Source organism: Geodermatophilus arenarius (assembly GCF_042654585.1).
GTDB classification, from domain to species: domain Bacteria; phylum Actinomycetota; class Actinomycetes; order Mycobacteriales; family Geodermatophilaceae; genus Geodermatophilus; species Geodermatophilus arenarius.
In genome coordinates this window covers 1-818 of record NZ_JBHSGR010000052.1, presented here as the reverse complement: position 1 = coordinate 818, position 818 = coordinate 1, and the positions used below count along the sequence as shown (strand labels likewise).

The window sequence follows — 818 nt, the reverse complement described above, 5'->3', positions numbered from 1 at the left end:
CGGCGCGCTGGACGAGGCCCGCGCCAAGGCGCTGGTCGACGTGCTCGAGCACACCACGGCGGCCACCGCCCGGACGCTCGAGGCCCGGCTGCTGCCGAGCGCGACGCAACTGACGGTGCGCAAGCTCAAAGACCGGGCGCTGGCGCTGCTGCTCGCGGCCGACGCCGAGGCCATCGACGGCCGCCGGAAGCAGGCCGAGCGGCACGCCGACGTGCGGCTGTACGACTGCCCCTTCGACGGCATGGCCACCCTCGCCGCCGACCTCCCCGCCGACCTCGCCGCCGCCAGTCATGCGCTGGTGGACGCGCTCGCCCGGATGCTCAAGGCCGACGGGGACCAGCGGCCGATCGGGCAGCTGCGCACCCTGGTCCTCGCCGACCTGCTGCAACGCCCCTGGGAGACCGACCGCCCGCCGGTGACCGCCCACCTGCAGGTCATCGCCACCCTCGCCGCGCTGACCGGCCGCAGCAGCGAGGCCGGGGCGGTGAACGGGCTGCCGATCACCGCCGCCCACCTCCGGGAACTCCTGCAGCGACTGGAGGCGCTCGGCGTCCGGGCACCGGAGGGCGGGTCGGTGACGCTGGCGCTGGTCGACGACGACGGCACGCTGCGGGCGACGAGCACGCTCGACCGGCTGCGCCGGCTCGCCCGCACCGGCTGCGCCGACCACCCGGCCGACGCTGGAGTCGAGCAATCGGCCGAAGTCAGCGGCGACTGCGACTGTGCGGTGCTCGACCGCCCGGCCGCGACCGACGCCTACGCACCCTCCGCGCCGCAGCAGCCGTTCGTGCACACCCGCGACCGCACCTGCCGCTTCC

At 76.2% G+C, this 818-nt stretch carries 1 pseudogene; it reads left to right on the top strand.

Annotated elements, in window-relative coordinates:
- Positions 1-818 (top strand): annotated as a pseudogene (locus ACFO3M_RS22685) (HNH endonuclease); the annotation flags it as partial.